At 71.3% G+C, this 16,156-nt stretch carries 17 protein-coding genes; 7 read left to right on the forward strand and 10 right to left on the reverse strand.

What is annotated here, in order from left to right; genetic code table 11:
- Positions 1 to 102 precede the first annotated feature (102 nt).
- The gene (locus ASC56_RS17805) at positions 103 to 855 is read left to right on the forward strand and encodes a hypothetical protein (RefSeq protein WP_055492415.1); all 753 of its coding nucleotides are present in this window, start codon (positions 103 to 105) and stop codon (positions 853 to 855) included.
- A 118-nt stretch (positions 856 to 973) separates the two neighbouring features.
- On the opposite strand, the gene ASC56_RS17810 is transcribed toward ASC56_RS17805, so the two are convergent.
- Positions 974 to 1,504 (reverse strand): hypothetical protein, encoded by a 531-nt coding sequence (locus tag ASC56_RS17810; RefSeq protein ID WP_055492416.1) that lies wholly within the window; start codon positions 1,502 to 1,504, stop codon positions 974 to 976.
- 79 nt (positions 1,505 to 1,583) lie between these two features.
- Positions 1,584 to 2,699 (reverse strand): magnesium and cobalt transport protein CorA, encoded by a 1,116-nt coding sequence (locus ASC56_RS17815; RefSeq protein WP_055492417.1) that lies wholly within the window; start codon positions 2,697 to 2,699, stop codon positions 1,584 to 1,586.
- 470 nt (positions 2,700 to 3,169) lie between these two features.
- On the opposite strand from ASC56_RS17815, the gene ASC56_RS17820 reads away from it, so the two are divergent.
- Entirely contained in the window at positions 3,170 to 3,754 is a 585-nt protein-coding gene (locus ASC56_RS17820) for a suppressor of fused domain protein (protein WP_055492418.1), read from the forward strand.
- Between the two features lie 30 nt (positions 3,755 to 3,784).
- On the opposite strand, the gene ASC56_RS17825 is transcribed toward ASC56_RS17820, so the two are convergent.
- Positions 3,785 to 5,050, reverse strand: a complete 1,266-nt coding sequence (locus ASC56_RS17825) for an MFS transporter (protein WP_055492419.1) — start codon at positions 5,048 to 5,050, stop codon at positions 3,785 to 3,787.
- Positions 5,051 to 5,222: 172 nt separating this feature from the next.
- Here ASC56_RS17825 and ASC56_RS17830 point away from each other — a divergent pair, with 172 nt between their 5' ends.
- The 3 genes from ASC56_RS17830 (at position 5,223) to ASC56_RS17840 (ending at position 7,667) form a co-directional block, all read left to right on the forward strand.
- Positions 5,223 to 5,864 (forward strand): DUF6758 family protein, encoded by a 642-nt coding sequence (locus tag ASC56_RS17830; RefSeq protein ID WP_055492420.1) that lies wholly within the window; start codon positions 5,223 to 5,225, stop codon positions 5,862 to 5,864.
- Between the two features lie 157 nt (positions 5,865 to 6,021).
- The gene (locus tag ASC56_RS17835; protein ID WP_055492421.1) at positions 6,022 to 6,888 is read left to right on the forward strand and encodes a PHP domain-containing protein; all 867 of its coding nucleotides are present in this window, start codon (positions 6,022 to 6,024) and stop codon (positions 6,886 to 6,888) included.
- A 173-nt stretch (positions 6,889 to 7,061) separates the two neighbouring features.
- Positions 7,062 to 7,667, forward strand: a complete 606-nt coding sequence (locus ASC56_RS17840; protein WP_055492422.1) for a MarC family protein — start codon at positions 7,062 to 7,064, stop codon at positions 7,665 to 7,667.
- Between the two features lie 89 nt (positions 7,668 to 7,756).
- On the opposite strand, the gene ASC56_RS39760 is transcribed toward ASC56_RS17840, so the two are convergent.
- Positions 7,757 to 7,909 (reverse strand): hypothetical protein, encoded by a 153-nt coding sequence (locus tag ASC56_RS39760; protein WP_107309281.1) that lies wholly within the window; start codon positions 7,907 to 7,909, stop codon positions 7,757 to 7,759.
- A 249-nt stretch (positions 7,910 to 8,158) separates the two neighbouring features.
- On the opposite strand from ASC56_RS39760, the gene ASC56_RS17845 reads away from it, so the two are divergent.
- The gene (locus ASC56_RS17845) at positions 8,159 to 9,055 is read left to right on the forward strand and encodes an NYN domain-containing protein (RefSeq protein ID WP_055492423.1); all 897 of its coding nucleotides are present in this window, start codon (positions 8,159 to 8,161) and stop codon (positions 9,053 to 9,055) included.
- Positions 9,056 to 9,154: 99 nt separating this feature from the next.
- Here ASC56_RS17845 and ASC56_RS17850 read toward each other — a convergent pair whose 3' ends face one another.
- Entirely contained in the window at positions 9,155 to 10,054 is a 900-nt protein-coding gene (locus ASC56_RS17850; RefSeq protein WP_055492424.1) for an alpha/beta fold hydrolase, read from the reverse strand.
- A 132-nt stretch (positions 10,055 to 10,186) separates the two neighbouring features.
- A complete protein-coding gene (locus ASC56_RS17855; RefSeq protein WP_234376988.1) occupies positions 10,187 to 12,523 on the reverse strand; it encodes a DEAD/DEAH box helicase in 2,337 nt (778 codons plus the stop codon).
- Positions 12,524 to 12,996: 473 nt separating this feature from the next.
- Here ASC56_RS17855 and ASC56_RS17860 point away from each other — a divergent pair, with 473 nt between their 5' ends.
- Positions 12,997 to 13,734 (forward strand): ferritin-like fold-containing protein, encoded by a 738-nt coding sequence (locus ASC56_RS17860; protein ID WP_371330094.1) that lies wholly within the window; start codon positions 12,997 to 12,999, stop codon positions 13,732 to 13,734.
- 219 nt (positions 13,735 to 13,953) lie between these two features.
- Here the strand turns inward: ASC56_RS17860 and ASC56_RS17865 are convergent, their stop codons facing one another.
- The 4 genes from ASC56_RS17865 to ASC56_RS17880 all read right to left on the reverse strand — a co-directional run bounded on the left by ASC56_RS17865 (position 13,954) and on the right by ASC56_RS17880 (position 15,999).
- A complete protein-coding gene (locus ASC56_RS17865) occupies positions 13,954 to 14,223 on the reverse strand; it encodes a hypothetical protein (protein WP_055492426.1) in 270 nt (89 codons plus the stop codon).
- A gap of 223 nt (positions 14,224 to 14,446) precedes the next feature.
- Complete coding sequence (locus tag ASC56_RS17870) at positions 14,447 to 14,674, reverse strand: DUF3107 domain-containing protein (RefSeq protein WP_055492427.1); 228 nt, start codon at positions 14,672 to 14,674, stop codon at positions 14,447 to 14,449.
- 142 nt (positions 14,675 to 14,816) lie between these two features.
- On the reverse strand, positions 14,817 to 15,461 hold the full coding sequence (locus ASC56_RS17875; protein WP_055492428.1) for a TetR/AcrR family transcriptional regulator: 645 nt from the start codon (positions 15,459 to 15,461) through the stop codon (positions 14,817 to 14,819).
- A 286-nt stretch (positions 15,462 to 15,747) separates the two neighbouring features.
- Positions 15,748 to 15,999 carry a hypothetical protein gene (locus ASC56_RS17880; protein ID WP_055492429.1) on the reverse strand — a complete coding sequence of 84 codons (252 nt, stop codon included), beginning with the start codon at positions 15,997 to 15,999 and terminating at the stop codon, positions 15,748 to 15,750.
- Positions 16,000 to 16,156 lie beyond the last annotated feature (157 nt).

Consider the following 16,156-nt stretch of genomic DNA (forward strand, 5'->3'; position numbering starts at 1 on the left):
CCCTGGCGAGAAGCGCGGACGGACCGGCTCCGGAGAGCCTCCCGGGCACCGGTACGCTGCCGTACGCCGATGAGGAGTCCCGCACGAGAGGCAGCCCCACCTGTGACCGCAATTCCCCAGGGCCGTACCCGCAGGGCCGCACTGGTGAGCGCGATGTGCGCACTGGTCGTGACGGGGACCGGGCTGACGGGGTGCAGCAGTGGCGACCCTGACGCCGGGACGAACGGTGTGGGGAAGCTGTCGGCCGACAAGATCCAGAGCCGGACGCGTACGGCGGCCAAGTCGGCGTCGGCGGTGCGGCTGTCCGGCACGGTCGTCGGCAACGGCGGCACGTACACCCTGGACATGCAGCTGAAGGGCGACGGCGGCACCGGATCGGTGACCTCGAAGAACGGTACGTTTCGGTTGCTGCGGGTGGGCGAACACCTGTTCCTGAAGGCCGACGCGGCGTTCTGGAACCGGCAGGACGGCAAGGGGGGCGGTGGGGGCTCGGCGGCGGCGAGCAAGCTCGGCGGGATGTACGTGAAGGTGCCGACGGGGGATCCGGCCTACAAGCGCTTCAGCGGCTTCACCGACAAGGACGTGCTGCTCGACGGCCTCCTCACGCTGCACGGCACGCTGGCGACGGACGGCCGCCATGAGCAGAACGGCGTCCGCACGGTCCGTATCACCGGCGACAAGGGCTCCGGCGGCACGCTGGACGTCTCCCTGGAGGGAGCCCCGTATCCGCTGCGCCTGGTCCGCGCCGGCAACGCGGGGACGCTCCGCCTGTCGGACTGGGGGAAGGACTTCGCCCTGGCCGAGCCGCCGCAGAACGAGACGGTGGACTACGGGAAGCAGCTGCCGTCCTCTTGAGGAGCCGGGCCCGGCAGGAGCCGGGGCTCCTCGGCACCGCGGCGGTGCCCGGCGGCGGTGCCCACGGGCGCGTCCCGTCCGCCGATCCGGCCGTACCCGCTGCCCGACCGCCGGACGGCTATCGGCGCTTGCGCCGTAGCAGCCGGGGCAGTGCGGCCGGGATCGGGCGGCGGGTGGTGGCGGGGGTGGGGACCGGCGGGGCGGCGAGCGAGTCCTCCGGCAGCGGCATCGTCGTACCCCGCGGTTCCAGGCGCAGCACCCGGCACTCCCGGCGCCACCGCTGCGGCATCTCCTCGCCGTCCGGGGCGTTGAGCCGCTTGCTCTTCAGCTCGGCGACCGCGCCCTCCCACTCGGGCGACGCCGGCGACAGCTCCACCACCCGGGCGGGCCAGGTGACGATCCGGCCGCCCTTGTCCTTGCTGCGCACCGTGACGACAGCGTCCCCGCCGTCGACCAACCCGGTCAGCGGCTGCTCGCCGGGGCCGTCGCCCACCACGTGCGCCGCGCCCTCGTGCCACACGTGCCACAGCGCACGCGCGGGCCCGCCCTGGGCGTCCGTGCCGGGGGACGGCGCGCCCTGGACCCAGATCAGCCCGGACTTCTTCGTGGCCTCCTCGACGAGGGCCCGGTCGAGCAGCTCGCTTGTCATGCGCCCAGCCTAGGTCCTGTCGTCGGACCACCGTCGTCCGCCCGGGGAGCGGGCGTCCGACGCGAGGACCGGGACCCCGTCACAGCCAGCCGTTGCGCTTCAGCGTGCGGTGGATGCCCAGGCAGATGGCCACCGTGACGCCCATGATCACCGGGTAGCCGTACTTCCAGTGCAGCTCGGGCATGTACGAGAAGTTCATGCCGTACACCCCGCACACCATCGTCGGCACGGCGATGATCGCCGCCCACGCCGTGATCTTGCGCATGTCCTCGTTCTGCGCCACGGACGCCTGCGCCAGGTTCGCCTGGAGGATCGAGTTCAGCAGTTCGTCGAAGCCCACCACCTGCTCGTGGACCCGGGCGAGGTGGTCGGCGACGTCACGGAAGTACTTCTGGATGTCGGGGTCGACCAGCCGCATCGGCCGCTCGCTCAGCAGCAGCATCGGCCGCAGCAGCGGCGCCACCGCCCGCTTGAACTCCAGCACCTCGCGCTTGAGTTGGTAGATACGGCCCGCGTCCGTGCCCCGGGGCGTCCCCTTGCGGCCCGGCGAGAACACCTCCGTCTCCACCTCGTCGATGTCGTCCTGGACGGCGTCCGCCACCGCGATGTAACCGTCGACGACGTGGTCGGCGATCGCGTGCAGCACGGCCGAGGGCCCCTTGGCGAGCAACTCGGGGTCGTCCTGCAGCCGGTGCCGCAGCGCCCGGAGCGAGCCCTGCCCGCCGTGCCGGACGGTGATGAAGAAGTCCCGGCCGGTGAAGCACATGACCTCTCCGGTCTCGACGAGCTCGCTGTTGGCGGTCAGCCGGTCGTGCTCGACGTAGTGGATGGTCTTGAAGACGGTGAAGAGGGAGTCGTCGTACCGCTCCAGCTTGGGGCGCTGGTGTGCCTGCACCGCGTCCTCGACCGCCAGCGGGTGCAGCCCGAACTCACTGGCGATATCGGCGAATTCGGCCTCCGTCGGCTCGTGCAGACCGATCCACACGAAGCCCCCGTCGCGCCGCACCAACCGCATCGCCTCGTGCGGGGACAGCGCCTTCTGGCTCTCGACGCGGACACCGTCGCGGTAGACGGCGCAGTCGACGACGGCGGACGGCGTCGCGGGGTCGCGCGTGGTGTCGTACGTGCCGCTGTCCTTGCGCAGGGAGGGGCGGGACGGGCGGACCACGGCGCGCAGGTCGCGAATCATCGACATGGCAGGCTCCTTCGCAACGAGCAACGAAGGCGCCGACGGCGGTCGGAACTGCCCGGAATGGGGACGTCCTGACAAGGGGTCTCCCGCCCTTCGATGAGGGAAGGATGTTTGGCACGTCCACAAAGCGGGGAGCACCGCACCCGTCGCGGTGGCGGACTTCGCTACTGATTCAGATCAGACAGATCAGGCAAAGCGAAACGAAGTGCTCTTCCGCGGTGGCACGGATGCGAGAGGTGGCAGCCAGCCAGAGCTGGATCAGCGGCAGGAAGAGCGGGTGGTACTGCACGGTCGACTTCGATCCATAGCAGCCCCACCTCCTCCGGCCGGTCCCCCGTGAGGGAGTCTCATCGGCGTCGGGGCCGATCCGCGACGCTTGCGCGTGCTGCCCCGAACCACCGGGCAAGAGTATCAGCCGACTGAAGTGTCAAGGTGCTGCTTTGCCCCGTGCTGACGAGTTCTATGCTCGCCGCATGGTTGATGTTCTTCCTCTGGTCGAGGCCCGGTTGCGCACCGCGCTGGGCGAACCGGACGCCCGCGCCGCGGTCACCTTCCTGGGCACGGACCGCATCGAGGTGCTGCGCTTCCAGGAGGGGGACCTCGTCCGCTACGCCACGCTCGGCATGTCCGCCCAGCCGATGACGGACCCCACGGCGGCGCTCGCCGACCCCGTCAAGGGACCCCGCGCCGAGCTGGTCCTCTCCGTCCGGGCCGGCCTCGCCGAGAGCGACAAGGTGCTCCGCCCGCTCGCCGTGCTCGCCGCGTCCCCGCAGGTGGAGGGCGTGGTCGTCGCCCCGGGAGCCTCGCTGGACGTGGGCGAACCGCTGTGGCCCGGCGCCCCGTTCACCTCGGTCCTGGTCGGCGAGCCCGGCGGCCTGGTCGAGGATCTGGAGCTGGACGAGCCGCTCGACCCGGTACGGTTCCTGCCGCTGCTGCCCATGACCCCGAACGAGGCCGCCTGGAAGCGGGTGCACGGCGCCCAGGCCCTCCAGGAGCGCTGGCTGACGAACGGGACGGACCTGCGGGACCCCGCCCGCCGATCCGTCCCGCTGGAGTGAGCAAGCTCACCAACCTCTGGCCGGATACGGTCAGTTGGCAAAGGCCGTGACGCCGTCCTCGGTCGCGTGCCGCGGCTGGAGTTCCTCCGCTTCGTGGGTGAGCGCCTTCCGCCGTACGACGACCACGACCGCGCCGGCCACCGCCGTGACCGCCGCGACCACGAACGGGACGTGGATGTCGCTCCACTCCTCGATCTTCGGCGCCAGGTAGGGCGCGGCAGCCGCGGCGAACCAGCGCACGAAGTTGTAGCCCGCGCTGGCCACCGGGCGCGGCGCGGCGGAGACGCCGAGGGCCAGTTCGGTGTAGACGGTGTTGTTCACGCCGATGAACGCGCCGGACAGCATCGTGCAGACGACGGCGGTGGTGTGGTCGCCGTAGCCGAGAACCAGTACGTCGGTCGCGAGCAGTACCAGCGAGCCGCCGAGCACCTTCAGGGAGCCGAACCGCTGCTGCATGCGCGGCGCCACGACCACCGAGAAGACGGCGAGCAGCACGCCCCAGGCGAAGAACACCGCACCCGACTTGTACGGGGTCATGTTCAGCACGAACGGTGTGAAGGCCAGCACGGTGAAGAACGTGTAGTTGTAGAAGAACGCGGAGACGGCCGCGGAGGCCAGTCCGGCGTGGCCGAGCGCCTTGATCGGGTCCAGCAGTGAGGTCTTCCGCGCGGGCCTGGGCTGCTCCTTCAGGAACGCCGTGATGCACAGGAAGCCGACCGCCATCAGGAACGCGGTGCCGAAGAACGGGTAGCGCCAGCTGGCGTCGCCGAGCAGGGCGCCCACCAGCGGGCCGCACGCCATCCCGAGGCCGAGCGCGGACTCGTACAGCAGGATCGCCGCGGCGCTGCCCCCGGCCGCCGCGCCGACGATGACGGCGAGGGCCGTGGAGACGAAGAGCGCGTTGCCCAGGCCCCAGCCGGCTCGGAAGCCGACGAGCTGCCCGACCGAGTCCGAGGTGCCCGCCAGGCCCGCGAAGACCACGACGAGGGCGAGGCCGAGGAGGAGCGTCTTGCGGCCGCCGATGCGGCTGGAGACGAAGCCGGTGACCAGCATCGCGACGGCGGTGATCAGGAAGTACGAGGTGAAGAGCAGGGAGACCTGGCTGGGCGTGGCCTGCAGGCCCTTGGCGATGGACGGCAGGATCGGGTCGACGAGCCCGATCCCCATGAACGCGACGACGGACGCGCCGGCCGTTGCCCAGACGGCCTTCGGCTGACGCAGGATTCCGCCGGCTCCCGCGTCGAACGGGTCCGCCTCGGCCGCTGCTGTGGCGGGTCCTCCTGTGCTGCTGCTCATGTGTGGCCTCGCAGTTCTCGACAAGGTGGTTGGCGTATACACATATTAAGTTAGCGAGGCTAAATAGTGCAAGTGGCATCTAGTTCTCGCAGGTGAAGCGGGCATGAGGGGGCGACGCCGGACGGGTGATCGTCCTTGACGCGGCGCGGGACGGGGAGGACCGTGGGGCCCTATGAGGGGCGAACCCAGTTGCCCGAAGTGTGGTGGCCGGGTCAGGGCTCCCGGACTCTTTGCCGACTCCTGGCAGTGCGATGTGCACGGGAACGTGCATCCGCTGCAGCCCGTGATCCCGCCCAGCGTCGAGGCCCTCAGCGTCGTGGTGCACCGCGCCAAGGTGCCGGTGTGGATGCCGTGGCCGTTGCCGGTCGGCTGGCTGTTCACGGGGGTGGCCTACGCCGGTGACGACCGCAGCGGGGGCCGTGCGACCGCCGTGGCCTGCTCGGGCCCCGGGCCGCTCGGCGGTGTCGGGGAGCTGATCCTCGTCGCCGAGGAGTTGGGGGTCGGCCTCGGTGCGCGGTACGCGGGCGTCGAGGGCCCGGACCCCGGCCCCTATCTGAACGTCGAGAAGCCGCCCCAGGCGAAGGTGCTGGCCGTCGGCCGCCCCACTCCGCTGTGGCATGTCTCGGGCACCCCCGACGACCGCGCGGTCTTCGCGGGCGAGGCGTGCGGCCTGTGGCTGTGGGCGGTCGTCTGGCCCGAGCAGTCGGGTCTGCTGATGTACGACGAGATGGTGCTGACGGACGTGCGGGACGCGGGCGCCGAGGTGGACCTGCTGCCCTGCGGAGCGCTGTCGCCTCGCCTGCTGGAGCCGTGACTCCGCAACCATGGCAATGGGGCGTGACATCCGGCATGACGCGCGGCCTGCCGTGAGCGTAGGGGGCGGACCCCCTCGGCGGGTGTGACAGGGCACCCGGGACTCCCGTTATCCTTGAGCGTCCCCTTCCGTCCGGTCACCGCTTGGAGTTCGTGTCGTGCGCATCGATCTGCACACCCACTCCACCGCGTCCGACGGTACGGACACCCCGGCCGAGCTGGTGCGCGGCGCCGCCGCGGCCGGACTGGACGTCGTCGCTCTCACCGACCACGACACCACCCGCGGCCACGCGGAGGCGATCGACGCGCTGCCCGAGGGCCTGACCCTCGTCACCGGCGCGGAACTCTCCTGTCGGCTGAACGGCGTCGGCATGCACATGCTGGCCTACCTCTTCGACCCCGAGGACCCCGCACTGCTCGCCGAGCGCGAGCTGGTCAGGGACGACCGGGTGCCGCGGGCCCACGCGATGATCGCCAAGCTGCGGGAGCTGGGCGTGCCGGTCACCTGGGAGCAGGTGGCGGGCATCGCGGGCGACGGGTCGGTCGGACGGCCGCACATCGCCTCCGCCCTGGTCGAGCTCGGCGTCGTGGACAGCGTCTCGGACGCGTTCACGCCCCAGTGGCTGGCCGACGGCGGGCGCGCGTACGTCGAGAAGCACGAGACCGACCCCTTCGAGGCGATCCGGCTGGTGAAGGCCGCGGGTGGGGTCACCGTCTTCGCGCACCCGGCCGCCGTCAAGCGCGGCCGGACCGTGCCGGAGTCCGCCATCGCGGACCTCGCCGCCGCCGGGCTCGACGGTATCGAGGTCGACCACATGGACCACGACCCGGCGACCCGGGCACGGCTGCGCGGGCTGGCCGACGAGCTCGGGCTCCTGGCCACGGGCTCCTCCGACTACCACGGCAGCCGCAAGACGTGCGTGCTCGGGGAACACACCACCGACCCCGAGGTGTACGGGGAGATCATCCGGCGGGCCACCGGGGCGTTCCCGGTGCCGGGGACCGGCGGACGCCGCAGCGCCTGACCCTGTCGTAGTTCCCCTGCGTTCCCTCTGCGTTCCCCCTGCTTCTGCTTCCGGGGGCACCCGGCGCCCGCCGCCGTGCCCCGCCGTCGCGCGCCTCCCGGCGCACCGACCGTCCCCGCGGCCGCGGCCCGCCCGCTGTCGTCTGCTCGCCCGTTCCTCTCCGCAAGGCCCCCATGTTCGACGTCGCCGTCTTCGGTTCCCTCTTCCTGACCCTCTTCGTGATCATGGATCCCCCCGGGATCACCCCGATCTTCCTGGCGCTCACCGCGGGGCGCCCCGCCAAGGTGCAGAGGCGGATGGCCTTCCAGGCCGTCTGTGTCGCCGGCGGCGTCATAGCCGTCTTCGGCCTGCTCGGCCACCAGATCCTGAACTATCTGCATGTCTCCGTGCCCGCGCTGATGATCGCGGGTGGGCTGCTGCTCCTGCTGATCGCCCTCGACCTGCTGACCGGCAAGACGGACGAGCCCAAGCAGACCAAGGACGTCAACGTGGCCCTCGTGCCGCTCGGCATGCCGCTGCTGGCCGGACCGGGCGCGATCGTCTCGGTGATCCTGGCGGTCCAGAAGGCCGGCAGCGTGGGCACCCAGGTGTCCGTGTGGACGGCGATCCTCGCCATCCACATCGTGCTGTGGCTGGTCATGCGCTACTCGCTGCTGATCATCAGGGTGATCAAGGACGGCGGCGTGGTCCTGGTGACCCGTCTCGCGGGCATGATGCTCTCCGCGATCGCCGTGCAGCAGATCATCAACGGGGTCACCCAGGTCGTGCACGGAGCCTGAGCGCCGCGGCGGTCCCCGGTACGCACGAAGCCCCGTACGGCATCGATGCCGTACGGGGCTCCCAAGTCTTGAGAACGTCGCGCGACCCGTTACGACGCGGACGTGTCGGCCGGGCGGATCCAAAGACGCTGCCCGATGGCGGCGGCCTGCTGAACGATCTGCTTGACGGAGGCGGCGTCCACAACGGTGGTGTCCACGGGCGTACCGTCGACGTCGTCGAGGCGCATGATTTCGAAGCGCACAGGCTTCTCCCTTCGTCTGGTCATCCTCCTGCGGAGAACTACTGGTGGGTGGAGCGCGGGGCGACGGTGCCCGGCGTTCCTGTATGGATTCAACGGGATGCTTGTTACAAACATTCCCTACGCTAAGGAAATTTTTCGAGTCGCTAATTACTGGCCGGTAAGAGGTCTGAATCGGTGTGATATGCGTTCATGGTGCACTGATCGGGACCGGTTGTGTTCGCAGCGTGACCGCCGGGACAATGGAGGCATATGAACGACGACCTGGCGGGGCTCGGCGCCCGCATCGACCGCACGAACGAGCTGCTCCAGCGCATGCTCGCCGAGGTGGCGAAGACGCCCTCGACCCATGCGATCTTCGTCGACGCCGGCTATCTGTATGCGGCCGCGGGACGGCTCGTGGCCGGTACGGAGGACCGCCGGGCCTTCGACCTCGACGCCGAAGGGCTGATCGACGCCCTGATCGACAAGGCGCGCACCATCTTCGCGGACAGCCGGCTGCTGCGCGTGTACTGGTACGACGGCGCCAGACGCCGCATCCACACGGCGGAACAGCAGTCCATCGCCGAGCTTCCGGATGTGAAGGTGCGGCTCGGCAACCTCAACGCCAACAACCAGCAGAAGGGCGTCGACTCCCTCATCAGAACCGATCTGGAGTCACTCGCCCGGCACCGCGCGATCAGCGACGCGGCGCTCATCGGCGGCGACGAGGACCTGGTGTCGGCGGTCGAGGCGGCGCAGGGCTACGGGGCGCGCGTGCACCTGTGGGGCATCGAGGCACCCGAGGGCCGCAACCAGGCGGAGCCGCTGCTGTGGGAGGTCGACAGCCAGCGCACCTTCGAACTCGACTTCTTCAAGCCGTATGTGACCCGGCGGACGGCCGCGAGCTACGAGCCGTCGTCGGCGGCCCGTCCCACCCGCGAGGACGTCCGTTTCGTGGGCGCCCAGATCGCGGCGAAGTGGCTGGTGGCGCGTGGCCGGGAGGCGATGGCGGAACTGCTCACCGGACACCCGTATCTGCCCGGCTCCATCGACCAGGACCTGCTGGTGGAGGCGGAGGGCCTGCTGCAGTACTCGCTGCGCGGCCAGTCCGATCTGCGGCGCGCGCTGCGGGACGGCTTCTGGGAGCACCTGCAGGCGCAGTACTAGGGCGCTTGTGACGGATCCCCGTCGCGACGCCACTGAGATCCGTCGCAGAGGGGCCCCTGGTCCAGGCCGCCTGGGCAGCCTCGGACCGACTGCGCCGGGCTACGACCGTGTCCCCGGGGATGGCGCGGGCTGGGGGAGCCGGTCCCAGAAGGCGGCGAGGGCACGGGCCGTGTGGTCGGGCTGGTCCGTGTTGGGGGAGTGCTCCGCGTCCGGTACGACGGTGCGGTGCGCGTCCAGCCGGTCGGCCATGTCGTCCAGGAGGGGGATGGGCCAGGTGTCGTCACGGTCCCCGGACAGCACGTGCACGGGCAGGCCGACGGCGGCCAGTTCCTCCACGCGGTCGGGTTCCTCGCACAGCTGACGGCCCGTGGCGAGCAGCTGGGCAGGGCTGTTGCCGAGCCAGCGGCGGCGCAGCTCCTCGCCGTCGGAGAGTCCCTCGTCGAGTGCGCGGGTGTCGGCCTCCTCCGGAGGATCCATGGCCTGCATGGCGTCCCAGACCTGAGCCATGTCCAGTACGGCGAGGGCGTCGCGCAGCAGCTTGACGCGCTGCTGCTGGGGGACGGAGATCTGGGCCGGTCCGGAGGCCATCAGGGTGAGCGAGACGAACGGGGAGGCGTCGAGGAGGACGGCGGCACGAGCGATCTGGCCGCCCAGGGAGTGCCCCAGCAGATGCACGGGACCGCCGACGGCCCGCGCCTGCGCGAGCACGTCCCGGGCCAGCTCGCTCTGCGCGTACGGCGCCTCGTCGTCCCGGGGGCCGGGGGACTCGTACTGCCCCCGCCCGTCCACGGCGACCGTCCGGTACCCGGCCGCCGCGAGGAGCGGCTGCAGGGGGATGAAGTCCTCCTTGCTCCCGGTGAAACCGGGGAGCAGGAGGGCGGTCCCGTTGACCGTCGGTGACACCGGGGCCGCCTCCAGAACGGCGAACTCCCCGCGCTCCGTTACGAGCCGGTGGGCCCGGACGCCGGGGGGCGGGGTGAAGGTCGGGGGACGGCTCATGGGGCGAGGTTACCGGGCGGTTGGGACGGGATGCGGGTGGGGCCGGGTGACATCACGGTGTACGGAGACGGAGGAAACGCCGATGGCCCGCCCCCACGGGATGTGGGGGCGGGCCATCGAACGAGCGTCGGATCAGCCTTCGGCAGGCTCCGCGGCCTTGCGCGTACGCTGGCGCGGCTTGGCCGCCGCCTCGTCCGTCTGGGCCGGGATCTCCGCCTCCGCGGCCACCGTCGCCTTGCGGGTACGGCGCCGAGGCTTGACCTCGGGCTCCTCGGTGGCCTGCGCGGGAATCCCGGCGTCGACGACCACGGCCACGGCCTTGCGGGTGCGACGTCGGGGCTTGGTCTCGGCGGCTTCCGCGGTGTCGACGGTGGCCTCGGCGGGAGTGGGCTCCGCGGTCTTGCGGGTGCGGCGCCGGGGCTTGGTCTCGGCGGCTTCCGCGGTGTCGACGGTGGCCTCGGCGGGAGTGGGCTCCGCGGTCTTGCGGGTGCGGCGCCGGGGCTTGGTCTCGGCGGCTTCCGCGGTGTCGACGGTGGCCTCGGCCGGAGTGGGCTCCGCGGTCTTGCGGGTGCGGCGCGGCTTGGCCGGGGTCTCGGCCTGCGCCGTGGTGCCCTCGGCCGTCTCGACCGCGACGTCCGCGGCCTTGCGGGTACGGCGTCGGGGCTTCGCCGGGGCTTCGGCCTCCGCCGTCTCGGCGGTGGCCTCCGTCGTCTGGACGGGAGCGTCCGCCGTCTGCACGGGCGCCTCCGCCGTCTTGCGGGTGCGGCGTCGGGGCTTGCTCGCCACCGCCTCGGCGGTGTCGACCACACCCTCGGCGGCAGTCGCCTCCGCCTCGGCCGGGGCCGTCTCCGCGGCCTTGCGGGTCCGTCGGCGCGGCTTGGCCTCCACCGCTTCCGCGCTGTCCACGGCGGCCTCGGCGGCAGCCGGGGTCTCGGTCGCGGCCGGGGCCGTCTCCTCGCCCTTGCGGGTCCGTCGGCGGCGCGGCTTGGCCTCGGCGGCCTCCACGGTGTCCACGGCGGCCTCCGCGGCCGGCGCGGTCGGTTCCGTCGTCTCGGTCACCGTCGTGACCGGCTCCGCCGGCACCCCGCCGCGCATACGGCGACGGCGGCGCGGCGTACGCGGCTCCACGGCCTCGTCCGTCTCGGTGCGGTCCGCGGCGGCCGGCACATCGAGCGCCGCCCCGCCCCGCGTACGACGGCGGCGGCGCGGCGTACCGGCCGGACGCTCGCGCTCCTCGGACGGGCCCGAGGAACGGCGGCCGCGCGGCCCTCGGCCGCCCGTCTCGCCGAGGTCCTCCAGCTGCTCCGCCGCGAGCCCCGCACGCGTGCGCTCGGAACGCGGCAGCACACCCTTCGTGCCCTCGGGGATGCCGAGGTCGGCGAAGAGGTGCGGCGAGGTGGAGTACGTCTCCACCGGGTCGCCGAGGCCCAGGTCCAGCGCCTTGTTGATCAGCTGCCAGCGCGGGATGTCGTCCCAGTCGACGAACGTGATCGCCGTACCCGACGCGCCCGCGCGGCCCGTACGGCCGATGCGGTGCAGATACGTCTTCTCTTCCTCGGGCGACTGGTAGTTGATGACGTGCGTGACGCCCTCGACGTCGATGCCGCGCGCGGCCACGTCGGTGCAGACGAGGACGTCCACCTTGCCGTTGCGGAAGGCCCGCAGGGCCTGCTCGCGCGCGCCCTGGCCCAGGTCACCGTGGACCGCGCCCGACGCGAAGCCGCGCCGCTGCAGCTGCTCGGCGATGTCGGCCGCCGTACGCTTCGTCCGGCAGAAGATCATCGCCAGTCCACGGCCCTCGGCCTGCAGGATGCGGGCGACCATCTCCGGCTTGTCCATGGAGTGCGCGCGGTAGACGAACTGCTTGGTGTTCGCGACGGTCGCGCCCTCGTCGTCCGGCGCGGTGGCGCGGATGTGCGTGGGCTGCGACATGTAGCGGCGGGCCAGACCGATGACCGCGCCCGGCATGGTGGCCGAGAACAGCATGGTCTGCCGCTTGGCCGGAAGCATGTTGATGATCTTCTCGACGTCGGGCAGGAAGCCCAGGTCGAGCATCTCGTCGGCCTCGTCGAGGACCAGGCACTTGACGTGCTTCAGGTTGAGCTTCTTCTGGCCGGCGAGGTCGAGGAGCCGGCCGGGGGTGCCGACCACCACGTCGACGCCCCGCTTCAGGGCCTCCACCTGGGGCTCGTACGCCCGGCCGCCGTAGATCGCCGTGACGCGTACGTTGCGTACCTTGCCCGCGGTGAGCAGGTCGTTGGTGACCTGCGTGCACAGCTCGCGGGTGGGGACGACGACGAGCGCCTGGGGGGCGTCGGTGAGTGCCTCGGGCTTGGCGCGGCCCGCCTCGACGTCGACGGGGACGGTGACGCGCTCAAGGAGCGGGAGGCCGAAGCCCAGCGTCTTGCCGGTGCCGGTCTTGGCCTGGCCGATGACGTCGGTTCCGGAGAGGGCTACGGGGAGCGTCATCTCCTGGATGGGGAAGGGATTGATGATGCCGACGGCCTCCAGGGCCTCGGCCGTCTCGGGAAGGATTCCGAGATCTCGAAAAGTCGTAGTCAGGGTGCTGCCTCTTCTGTGTGCGCGATGCGAGGCGAGCGCGGGGGTCGTGACCGTGCGGATGACGTCGGCCTGCTTGGGGGACGGGCCTGTGGCACGGGACCACGCCGACGCTCCAGCGCTCGTACCGCTGAGGGTCCCTCCGGATGCCGTACGCACAGTGCCGTACGGGCGAGGAGGGCTGTCGGGTCGGAGCCGATCGGGCCACCGACCGGGCATCCTCATGCATGCAGCCTGTCGAGATACGTCGAAGTACTCAGCAGGCGCATTACCACCATACCCCGGATTCGCGCAGTCGCGATGGCCGATTCGGTCACGTAGTCGTCGTCACACTGATTGACCAGGGACTTCCGAGGCACGGTGAGCGAGCTATTGTGCGCTTCATGACGACGCCTGACAACGCCCCCGACGCATCCGCCGACACCACCTCGGTCGCCGCCCAGGACTGGGCGAGGGCCTCCGTCGACCCCCAGTACCGCGCCGCCGTCGTGGACCTCCTCGGCGCGCTCGCCTACGGGGAGCTGGCGGCGTTCGAACGGCTCGCGGAGGACGCGAAGCTCGCGCCCACGCTCACGGACAAGGCGGAGCTGGCGAAGATGGCGTCCGCCGAGTTCCACCACTTCGAGCGGATCAGGGGCCGGCTCACCGAGATCGGGGTCGAGCCGACGGAGGCCATGGAGCCGTTCGTGGCGGCGTACGACAGCTTCCACAAGCAGACGGCGCCCTCGGACTGGCTGGAGGGGCTGGTCAAGGCGTACGTGGGCGACTCGATCGCCAGCGACTTCTACCGTGAGGTCGCGGCCCGGCTCGACGCCGACACACGCGGGCTCGTGCTCGCCGTGCTCGACGACACCGGGCACGCGAGCTTCGCCGTGGAGAAGGTGCGCGCCGCGATCGACGCCGAGCCGCGTGTGGGCGGGCGGCTCGCGCTGTGGGCGCGCCGGCTGATGGGCGAGGCCCTGTCGCAGTCGCAGCGCGTGGTCGCGGAGCGGGACGCCCTGTCGACGATGCTGGTCGGCGGTGTCGCGGACGGCTTCGACCTCGCCGAGGTCGGCAGGATGTTCTCGCGCATCACCGAGGCGCACACCAAGCGGATGGCGGCCCTGGGGCTGGCCGCCTGAACCGTTCCACAGCGGCCCGCCGACGACGGCGGCCCCGGGGACACGGGGCCGCCGCAGTCATCGCGGTCGCCGTACGGGCCGATCGGCACCCGGGTCCTGCCCCAGGTCACCGTCCCTGACGGGCGCGCCACCGAGGTCGCAGCCTCGGATGCCACCGTCGCCGTTCCCGGGGTGTCTCGTCAGGGATGCTCCGGGCGTCGTGGTGCCCGGCGTCCGGCCTCAGGCCGTCGCCGAGCGGCGGCGAAATCTTTCCGCGGGCCGCAGCAGCAGCGACAGCGAGGCGGCGGAGACGGCCAGCGCGCCGACGAGGATCACCAGAAGACTCGCCGAGCGCACCGCGCTGTGGGTGACGAACGCGCCGAAGAGGGCCCCGGCCACGCCCGTCGACAGCACCAGGGCCCGGGCGGGCAGCCGGTGCGGCAGTCGGTGCGCGGCGGCCCAAGCCAGGGCGAGCCCGAGGACGGCGGAGCCGAGCGCTTCCAAGACCATGTGAGGTTTCCTCCCGCACGGCTGCTGCCTGGGCAAATCGGTCGTAGCCGGTCCTACCCGCGGCGCGCGGAACACAATCCTCCTCTGTGTACGAGATGTAGTCCATCTGTGCGCGCCGGACCGAGGGGAGGCAGGCCGGGACACAGCAGTGGAAGGGGAACGCAGAAGTGGGAGGGGCCCGATGACACTCGCCATCGGGCCCCTCCCACTGCTCCGTCCGGAGCTACACCGTGCCGAAGCCCACCTTGCGCGGGGCCGGCTCGCCGATCTCCACGTACGCGAGGCGGTCGGCCGGGACCAGGAGCTTGCGGCCGTGTTCGTCCATGAGGCTCAGCAGTGGCGACTTGCCGGCCAGTGCCTCAGCCACGACGCGCTCGACCTCCTCGGCAGTCTGACCGCTCTCCAGAACGATCTCGCGGGGCGCGTGCTGCACGCCGATCTTGACCTCCACGGCTTTGTCCCTCCGACGGTCAGTATGTGCGCGGCCGTCCGCGCCGTACCAGCACACATTAGCCCGGTGAGGGGACGTCCACGCTCCGCTCCAGCACGCCAGGAGCGAACAGCCGACGGGAACAACCCGCCGTACGGCTCAGTCAGTGGTGCTGTTCGCTGCCGTGCAGCGGGAAGCCCGCGATGCCCCGCCAGGCCAGCGAGGTCAGCAGCTGGACCGCCTGGTCGCGCGGCACGCTGCGGTCGCTGTGCAGCCAGGAGCGCGCCACCACCTGGGCGAGGCCGCCGAGACCCGAGGCCAGCAGCATCGACTCGGCCCGCGACAGGCCGGTGTCCTCCGCGATGACGTCGCAGATGGCCTCCGCGCACTCGTTCGTGACCTTGTCGACGCGCTCGCGTACGGCGGGCTCGTTCGTCAGGTCCGACTCGAAGACCAGGCGGAACGCTCCACCGTCGTCCTCGACGTACGCGAAGTACGCGTCCATCGTGGCGCGTACGCGCTGCTTGTTGTCGGTCGTCGAGGCCAGGGCCTTCCGCACGGCCTGCAGCAGGGCCTCGCAGTGCTGGTCCAGCAGGGCCAGATAGAGGTCGAGCTTGCCCGGGAAGTGCTGGTAGAGCACCGGCTTGCTGACGCCGGCGCGCTCGGCGATGTCGTCCATCGCAGCCGCGTGGTAGCCCTGCGCCACGAAGACTTCCTGCGCGGCGCCCAGCAGCTGGTTGCGTCGGGCACGGCGCGGCAGGCGAGTGCCCCGCGGGCGTGCTGCCTCTGTCTGCTCGATGGCTGTCACGCCGCCTCCCAAAATCGTCCACATGCGGTATGCGCCGCCCGGCCATCGTACTTTTCGGTAACCGTGCTGTGCGCGGTGCGAACGCAGAATTTCACGGACCGGACAGTGGCGAAAGTGCCATGGAACGCGCTGGAGGGAGCCAGGGCGGGCCGATCGGCGCCCTGATGCCGGCCGGCGGCACGCGCTCCATCGCCTCGCACACGCGTCCTCTCACCTGATGTGATCGTCTCAGCTGAATTCGCTACTCACGGATACTCACCGACACACCCACGGATACTCACGGCACTCACCGATAGTCGTCGTCGTCGATGGCGACGGCGCGCTTCTGCTCCACGAGGTCCGCCTCGTTGGCGCGCAGGATCTCCTCTTCCGTCAGGGGTTCGTCCCGTGGCGGCGGGGCAACCTCCCTGTGCTGTTCGGCGGCGTCGTTCTCCGGGGCCTCCACGTCGAGCTCGACGGCGTCCTCCTCGAGCTCCCTGAGGTCCTCGAGCTCGTCGACGTCCTCGAACGTCTCGGGTTCAGTGGGGTCTACGGCCATGGTGGGCTCCCTTCCTGTACTTCCTGGAACGCCCCTGAAGAAGCAGTGTCCCCACGCGGGTGCCCTGCTATGAGCCTAGGAGACACCCGAAGGGGACGCTATGTGTGATGAGGGGGCGCTGCGCGGCGTACTGGGCGTGTGCCACGGCCTCGCCGTC

It is taken from the genome of Streptomyces sp. TP-A0356 (assembly GCF_001417775.1).
In the GTDB taxonomy this organism is placed as follows: Bacteria; Actinomycetota; Actinomycetes; order Streptomycetales; family Streptomycetaceae; genus Streptomyces.

Excerpts from the sequence above, each read along its gene's own strand:
- ASC56_RS17880 (WP_055492429.1), bottom strand. The coding sequence starts at position 15,999 with ATGGCCGTAGACCCCACTGAACCCGAGACGTTCGAGGACGTCGACGAG.
- ASC56_RS17810 (WP_055492416.1), bottom strand. The coding sequence starts at position 1,504 with ATGACAAGCGAGCTGCTCGACCGGGCCCTCGTCGAGGAGGCCACGAAG.
- ASC56_RS17845 (WP_055492423.1), top strand. The coding sequence starts at position 8,159 with ATGAACGACGACCTGGCGGGGCTCGGCGCCCGCATCGACCGCACGAAC.
- ASC56_RS17820 (WP_055492418.1), top strand. The coding sequence starts at position 3,170 with ATGGTTGATGTTCTTCCTCTGGTCGAGGCCCGGTTGCGCACCGCGCTG.
- ASC56_RS17855 (WP_234376988.1), bottom strand. The coding sequence starts at position 12,523 with ATGACGCTCCCCGTAGCCCTCTCCGGAACCGACGTCATCGGCCAGGCC.
- ASC56_RS17815 (WP_055492417.1), bottom strand. The coding sequence starts at position 2,699 with ATGTCGATGATTCGCGACCTGCGCGCCGTGGTCCGCCCGTCCCGCCCC.
- ASC56_RS17865 (WP_055492426.1), bottom strand. The coding sequence starts at position 14,223 with ATGGTCTTGGAAGCGCTCGGCTCCGCCGTCCTCGGGCTCGCCCTGGCT.
- ASC56_RS17830 (WP_055492420.1), top strand. The coding sequence starts at position 5,223 with ATGAGGGGCGAACCCAGTTGCCCGAAGTGTGGTGGCCGGGTCAGGGCT.
- ASC56_RS17850 (WP_055492424.1), bottom strand. The coding sequence starts at position 10,054 with ATGAGCCGTCCCCCGACCTTCACCCCGCCCCCCGGCGTCCGGGCCCAC.
- ASC56_RS17840 (WP_055492422.1), top strand. The coding sequence starts at position 7,062 with ATGTTCGACGTCGCCGTCTTCGGTTCCCTCTTCCTGACCCTCTTCGTG.
- ASC56_RS17825 (WP_055492419.1), bottom strand. The coding sequence starts at position 5,050 with ATGAGCAGCAGCACAGGAGGACCCGCCACAGCAGCGGCCGAGGCGGAC.
- ASC56_RS17860 (WP_371330094.1), top strand. The coding sequence starts at position 12,997 with ATGACGACGCCTGACAACGCCCCCGACGCATCCGCCGACACCACCTCG.